Source organism: Streptomyces sp. NPDC057307 (assembly GCF_042667665.1).
Classification (GTDB): domain Bacteria; phylum Actinomycetota; class Actinomycetes; order Streptomycetales; family Streptomycetaceae; genus Streptomyces.
In genome coordinates, this window is the sequence record NZ_JBHUZM010000234.1 from 1 (window position 1) to 6,597 (window position 6,597).

General features: G+C 71.1%; 8 protein-coding genes. 2 read left to right on the forward strand and 6 right to left on the reverse strand.

Translation table 11 applies throughout. The features are described 5' to 3' along the window. Positions 1-52 precede the first annotated feature (52 nt). From ACFUN8_RS36490 to afsQ1, 5 genes are all read right to left on the reverse strand, one after another. A complete protein-coding gene (locus ACFUN8_RS36490; RefSeq protein ID WP_383647504.1) occupies positions 53-256 on the reverse strand; it encodes a PspC domain-containing protein in 204 nt (67 codons plus the stop codon). 92 nt (positions 257-348) lie between these two features. Then, on the reverse strand, positions 349-948 hold the full coding sequence (locus tag ACFUN8_RS36495) for a VanZ family protein (RefSeq protein ID WP_383647507.1): 600 nt from the start codon (positions 946-948) through the stop codon (positions 349-351). Positions 949-1,075: 127 nt separating this feature from the next. Then, complete coding sequence (locus ACFUN8_RS36500) at positions 1,076-1,699, reverse strand: hypothetical protein (RefSeq protein ID WP_383647509.1); 624 nt, start codon at positions 1,697-1,699, stop codon at positions 1,076-1,078. Next, on the reverse strand, positions 1,696-3,336 hold the full coding sequence (locus ACFUN8_RS36505) for an ATP-binding protein (protein ID WP_383647512.1): 1,641 nt from the start codon (positions 3,334-3,336) through the stop codon (positions 1,696-1,698). Before ACFUN8_RS36505 ends, ACFUN8_RS36500 begins: the two co-directional genes overlap by 4 nt. After that, a complete protein-coding gene (afsQ1, locus tag ACFUN8_RS36510) occupies positions 3,333-4,010 on the reverse strand; it encodes a two-component system response regulator AfsQ1 (RefSeq protein WP_023539102.1) in 678 nt (225 codons plus the stop codon). The genes ACFUN8_RS36505 and afsQ1 overlap by 4 nt, the downstream gene beginning before the upstream one ends. Before the next feature lie 192 nt (positions 4,011-4,202). Between afsQ1 and ACFUN8_RS36515 the strand changes: the two genes are divergently transcribed. Further along, positions 4,203-4,982 carry a SigE family RNA polymerase sigma factor gene (locus tag ACFUN8_RS36515; protein ID WP_383647514.1) on the forward strand — a complete coding sequence of 260 codons (780 nt, stop codon included), beginning with the start codon at positions 4,203-4,205 and terminating at the stop codon, positions 4,980-4,982. 233 nt (positions 4,983-5,215) lie between these two features. On the opposite strand, the gene ACFUN8_RS36520 is transcribed toward ACFUN8_RS36515, so the two are convergent. Continuing rightward, positions 5,216-5,893 (reverse strand): hypothetical protein, encoded by a 678-nt coding sequence (locus ACFUN8_RS36520; RefSeq protein WP_383647517.1) that lies wholly within the window; start codon positions 5,891-5,893, stop codon positions 5,216-5,218. A 128-nt stretch (positions 5,894-6,021) separates the two neighbouring features. On the opposite strand from ACFUN8_RS36520, the gene ACFUN8_RS36525 reads away from it, so the two are divergent. Beyond that, on the forward strand, positions 6,022-6,438 hold the full coding sequence (locus ACFUN8_RS36525; protein WP_383647519.1) for a hypothetical protein: 417 nt from the start codon (positions 6,022-6,024) through the stop codon (positions 6,436-6,438). Positions 6,439-6,597: the final 159 nt, after the last annotated feature.

Below are 6,597 nucleotides of genomic sequence, written 5' to 3' on the forward strand. Positions count from 1 at the left end.
GTCCCACCCGGAATGCCGGGTGGGACCCCGCCGTACGTCTGTACGAGTACTCCTACCAGGCGGTCTGCGTCGCGCTCTTCTGGCTCGGCAGGAACGCCCAGAGCGCGATGTAGAGCAGGAACTGCGGGCCGGGCAGCAGACACGAGGCCAGGAAGATCACTCGCATCGTGTTCGCGGAGGTGCCGAAGCGCCGTGCCAGCGCCGCGCACACTCCACCGATCATGCGACCCTCACGGGGACGGGCAATCGCGGACATGGTGGGCTCCTTCGTGAGTCCGTTTCCGGGAGCCTCTCCGTGTGCTCCCGATGACTCAATGGTGGCCCGGGGGCACCGGACAAAGCGTCGCTCTACGGTGCGATGCCGACCCTGGTAATCGTCGGGGTCGTCCCCTGAGGAGACTCCTCCCGCAGGTCCCCCTCACGGACGACCCGGGTGCCACGCGGGGCCGGCACCGGCGCCGGACCGCGCCGGCCGGTGCGGTCGCGCCGCAGGCGCGCCCGTCCCGCCGGGACGACCAGCAGATGCGCGAGACCGACTCCCACCGTGTTGAGCAGCAGCGAGTCCACGTCGACGACCTGCCCCGGGATCCCGGTCTGCAGCAGTTCGATGCCCAGCGAGATGAACGCCCCGGCGGCCAGGGTCCGTGTCAGCGAGGCCAGCGGCGAGACGGCCAGCTTGCCGCCCGCCATGGGGAGGAGAACCCCGAGAGGCGCCAGCAGCAGGAGTCCCTCGCCGATGCGCCGGACCGCCTGGAGCGGCCCGAGGGCGAGATCGGCCTTGATGCCCGCCAGCGGTTCGAAGTTCGCCGCGGTCATCCACACGACGTCCAGCGGGCGCAACGTCAGCCATGCGACGAGCACCAAGTGCACGAGGAGGAGGATGACCCCCGCCACGCGGAAGCGGAAAGCGGCACTGCCGCCCGAACCTTGGCGCTGCACGATCCCCAAGACGCGGCCACCGCGGGGAACGGTTCCGGGGAGTTCCAAATGGACGCCCACGTGAGACGGGTGTCACCCGGAAGGCCCCGACACGCCCCGTACACCGGGCGCACCCGGCCGCGCGACGCCCGCCTCCTCAGGAAGCGGACGGCAGCGGACCCGTCGTCGGCACAGCCGCCTCGGGGCGGCGCTTGGTGTCGTCGTCGCACCGGTACCCGCGCGCGCCGTACGCCCCCGGCCCGCCCAGCACCACCGAACCGTCCGTCGCCGCGCCCTCGGTGAGCGTGCACACGATCTGCGCCAGCGCGGCCGTCGGCAGGTCCTCCGGCTGGCGGCTCAGCCGCAGCGTCCCCGGCGGATCGCCCGCGCGCCCCTCGGAGACCCGCAGCGGCCCCCGTACGTCCGTCGTGAAGCCCGCCTCCCGCTCCGTGGACGACGGCTGCTCCAGCAACTCGTCCACGAGCGCCCGCACCACCTGCACACGGTCACCGAGCGCCTTCTCGGCCGGTATGGACGCCGTGCGCTCCACCGGCACCAGCTCGGACCCGCACACCAGATAGACCCTGACCGCCGTCCCGCCCGGCTGCGCCTGGGTGGTCAGATTGCTCTCGGACACCTCGCACGGCACCCGTGAGGGCGCGGCGCCCGCGTTCACCGGCACCGCGGTCGTCCTGATGCCGCAGCCGCCCACGGCGCCCGCCAGCGCGAGCGCGCCCGCGAGTACGACGAGAGACCGGCCGGCCCGTGTCCTCGACCTCACTGCGCCCCGCCCCTCTCGCCCCGTACGCCGCCGGGCCCGTCCTCGTCCCCGAAGTCCTCCGAGACCTCGTGCGGCAGCCGCAGCACGAACACCGCGCCGCCGTCGGGCGCGTTGGCCGCGGTGATGTCGCCTCCGTGGATGTGCGCGTTCTCCATCGCGATGGACAGCCCCAGACCGCTGCCCTCGGACCTCGGCCGGGACGCGCTCGCCTTGTAGAAGCGGTCGAACACGTGCGGCAGTACGGCCTCCGGGATGCCCGGACCGTTGTCCCGTACCTCGATGACCAGCTCCCCGCCGACCGAGCGCACCGAGACCCGCACCGGCGAACCGCCGTGCTTGAGCGCGTTGCCGATCAGATTCGCCAGGATCACGTCGAGCCGGCGCGGATCGAGGCGGGCCATCATGCCGCGCTCCGCGTCCAGTTCCACCGCGTCCAGCCAGGCCCGCGCGTCGATACAGGCGGTGACCTGGTCGGCGACGTCGACATCGTCGAGGACGAGCCGGGCGGTGCCCGCGTCGAAGCGGGTCACCTCCATCAGGTTCTCCACCAGGACGTTGAGCCTGCGGGTCTCGCTCACGACCAGCGTCACGGCGGGCGCGATCATCGGGTCGAGCGTGTCCGCCTCCTCCTCCAGCACCTCGGTGACGGCCGTCAGCGCGGTGAGCGGGGTGCGCAGTTCGTGCGACATGTCGGCGACGAAGCGGCGGCTCGACTCCTCACGCGCGCTCATGTCGTCGATCTTCTTCTGGAGCGAGGCGGCGGCGTTGTTGAACGTCCTTGACAGGTCGGCCAGTTCGTCCGTCCCCGACACCCGCAGCCGGGTGTCGAGCTTCCCCTCGCCGAGCTGCCGCGCCGCGTGGCCGAGCCGCTGCACCGGCTTGAGCACGGTCGTGGCCGCCGCCTGCGCGAGGAGCGCGGACCCGACGAGCGCCAGGCTCGTCGCGATCGCCAGCGACCACGCCAGCGAGTTGAGGTCCTCCCGCTCCTGTTCGAGGGAGAGGGAGACATAACCGGTCGGCCCACCGCCGACGATCCGGGTGCCGCCGACCAGATAAGGCGTCTGGCCGCGCTGTGTGCGCTGCCAGAAGACGTGGTACGGCGACTTGTTGCCCGACGTGACCTTCTGCCGGTCGTTCACCGCCGTCCGCAACGACTGCGGCACGTCGTCCAGCGTGAACGTGTCCTGGTCGGAGACCCCGGCCATCGGCTTGCCCTCGTCGCGCTCACCTATCAGCACCACACTGAACCCGGCGCTGCTCTTGGCCATCTGCTGCGCCGCGTCCTCCAGCTCGGCCTGCGTCGGCTGCAGCGGCAACTGCGCGGCCTTGTCCCGCATCTCCTGCTTGAACTCCTTGAGCGCGGCCGTCTGCGTACGGTTCAGCACCGACTCGCGGTTGAGCCAGTACGCGATGCCGGACGCCGAGACGGCGGCGGTCAGCGCGACGGCCCCGAAGACGACGACGAGACGCAGCCGCAGACTCGTCCAGCGCAGCCCGGCGAGGAGTGCCCTCTTCCGCGTACGCCGCCCGGCCGTTCCGTCCGGGGCTTCCCCGCCGGTGCCGTCCGTCCCGTCCGGTCTGTTCGTTCCTTCCGGTCCGTCCGCCGCTCTTCCGGCCGTGGGTTCCTCGTTGCTCACGAAGGGGCGTCCAGCCGGTAGCCCACGCCTCGTACGGTACGGATCAACGTCGGCGACGACGGCACGTCCTCGACCTTCGCGCGCAGCCGCTGCACGCAGGCGTCGACCAGCCGCGAGTCGCCCAGATAGTCGTGCTCCCACACCAGCCGCAGCAACTGCTGCCGGGAGAGCGCCTGTCCGGGCCGCCGGCTCAGTTCCAGGAGCAGTCGCAGCTCGGTCGGCGTGAGCTGGAGGTCGTCACCGTTCTTCGTGACAGTCATCGCCGAACGGTCGATGACCAGGCTCCCGAAGGTCGCCGAATCGGTCGACTCCCTTTCCCCGCGCCGCAGTACGGCCCGGATACGGGCGTCGAGCACCCGGCCCTGCACCGGCTTGACCACATAGTCGTCCGCGCCGGATTCGAGTCCGACGACCACATCGATGTCGTCGCTGCGCGCGGTCAGCAGAATGATCGGCAACTGGTCGGTCCGCCTGATACGACGGCACACCTCGAAACCGTCAATACCAGGCAGCATCACATCCAGAACGATCAGGTCTGGCCGCTGTTCTCGCAGCAGATTCAGGCCGTCCTCTCCCGTCGCCGCAGTGGCCACTCGGTGGCCCTGGCGTGACAACGAGAGTTCGAGGGCCGTGCGGATGGCGTCGTCGTCCTCGATCAGCAACAGGAAAGGCACAGAGGTCATTCTGGCCCATGGGGGGACCACAGTTCGACAGTCGGAGCGCTCCCACAGTTCCACCACATCTCCCGCCAAGATCCAGAACCCCTGTGACAGGCCTGTGACAGTCGGCGGACAGGCCCATGAAACTGGCCCGGCAATCTCTTGGGCAGACGGAAGAAACAGACTCCAGCCGACGGGGGGCGCGAGATGAACTCACTGCACAGCACGACCTCAAGCGCAGTAATCACGCGTCTCCACGACGTCGCGCGGAGCACCGAGAAGTCCGGCGCCGTGAACGGGCGGGGGTGCGTTCGCGGCGCCGGGCGTCAGCACCGACCGCCGTACATCGCGGCGGTCGACGCGGCGCAGCAGTCCACGGCGGACAACGCCGAGGCACGGGGGAGCAAGGGCGCGGCGTACGGAGAGGCCACGGGGGAGCGCACCGGGACGACGGGGGCCACGGACGCCGAGACGGCGTTCACGGCATACGTCCAGGAGCGCCGGGCCTCTCTGTACGCGACCGCCTACCACCTGACCGGCGACCGCTTCGAGGCGGAGGACCTGCTCCAGAGCGCGCTCTTCTCCACGTACCGCGCCTGGGACCGGATCAGCGACAAGGCGGCCGTCGGCGGCTATCTCCGCCGCACGATGACCAACCTGCACATCAGCGCGTGGCGCAGGCGCAAGCTCAACGAGTACCCGACGGAGGAGCTGCCGGAGACGGTCGGCGACAGCGACGCGATGCGCGGCACGGAGCTGCGCACGGTGCTCTGGCAGGCGCTCTCGCGCCTTCCCGAGACGCAGCGCACGATGCTGGTGCTGCGTTACTACGAGGGCCGCACCGATCCCGAGATCGCGGACATCCTCAACATCAGTGTCGGCACGGTGAAGTCCAGCATCTGGCGGTCGCTCCGCCGGCTGCGCGAGGACGATGTCCTCAGCTTCGGACGTGACGAGGAAGAGTCCTTCGGCGAGCTGGTGGCCTGAGGCAGGGGGAGAAAAACCCTGGGGGGAGTAACACCCGGGGGAAAGTGGGGGGACCGGGGGAGGGGCTGCCGTCTCGGGGGAGACGGCAGGAACCACGGGGGCACGGGGGTGCACCGGAGCAGGACCGGACAGGCTGGGGGGCCTGTCCGGTCTTCGCGCGTTTCAGGGGGGATTCGGGGCATCTGTCGGAGACGGCCCAGGGGTCGGTCTCCGACGGGCCGGGTCCCCGACGCTCAACGGCCGCTGTTCGTCTGGCGTACCGGTACGGACGGGTCGGACGTCTCCGTCTTACGGGGGCGGGTGCTGCCCGCCGCCGCGTTGGCGATCCGGCCCAGCGCCTCCGCCTTGGCGCACGGATACGCTCCCAGCGCCGCCTGCCGGCCGACGATGCGGCGCTCCGCGCGCATCAGCCGCCAGCCGCGCCGCAGCAGGAACGGCACCGACTTCCGGCCCTCGCGCAGATCCCGCAGCAGCCGGCGGCGGAACGTCGTCGACGGGCGGCCCCGCAGACAGAGCGCGTCGGCCAGGACGCCCAGTTCCTCACAGCGAGCGACGACATCGGCCGCGAAGATGCCCTCGGCGATGAACAGCTGCGTACGTCCGATGTCGAGCGTCTCGGTGTCGACGACGGAGCTGGTGGCGATCGCGTAGACCGGGACGGTCGTACGGCCCGTACGGCACAGCTCCAGGATCGCGGCGACCGCGGCGTCCGCGTCCCAGGACAGCGCGGAGTCCCAGTCGATGTCCGAGCTGCCCTCGACCAGCGGCAACGTCGGGTCGTCGCCCTCTTTGTAGAAGTCGTCGAGACGGAGCACGGGCAGGGCCGCGCGGGCGGCGAGCGACGACTTGCCGGAGCCGGAGGGGCCCGCGAGCAGGACGACACGCGCGGAGGCGGTTCGGTGGGGACTCACGGGACACCAGTCTGAGGCATACACCCGCGCAGGGGACCCCCGCCTGCGGTGTTGGTATCGAGAGTCACATCTCAACTACTGTGCGTGTCATTCCGGTTACTCGACTCCCTCGCCCAGGCAGGAATCCCATGGCACGTCATTCAGCTCCCACCCCCCGGCGCGGCGCACTGCTGCGTGCCGGGCTGACGCTCACCGCGGCGGGCGCGGTCATCGGGCTCGGCGGCGCCGCGGCGCAGGCGGCACCGGCCGCGCCCGTGCCCGCGTCGGGTCCCGACAGCGAGCTGGCCGCGGCCGGCGAGGCGGCCGGTGAGGGGCTCGCAGGCGGGCTCGGGCACACCCTGGCCGGGGGCGTCGGACCGGTCAAGAACCTGCAGCTCAACCCGCTGGCCAAGACGGGCGTCGATCCGCTGGACAACGCGGTCGGCACGCAGGTGGCGGACTTCAAGCCGCTGTCCACGGCGTCCCTGACGGACTCGGTCACCCAGGGCGGCGGTCTGAAGGACCTGCCGCTGGTCGGGCCGGTGACGGGGCTGCTGCCCGGCTGAGCGGCGGGTCGGAGCGCGCTGACGTGAATCGGAGCGCGCATACGTAAGGAGGCCCGGCCACCCCCGTCGTCAGCCAGACGCCGATCACGGTCCGCCGGCTCTCCCGCAGCCCGAGGGCGAGCAGCACGAAGAGGTAGCCCACCACGGCCGGAGGTGTCC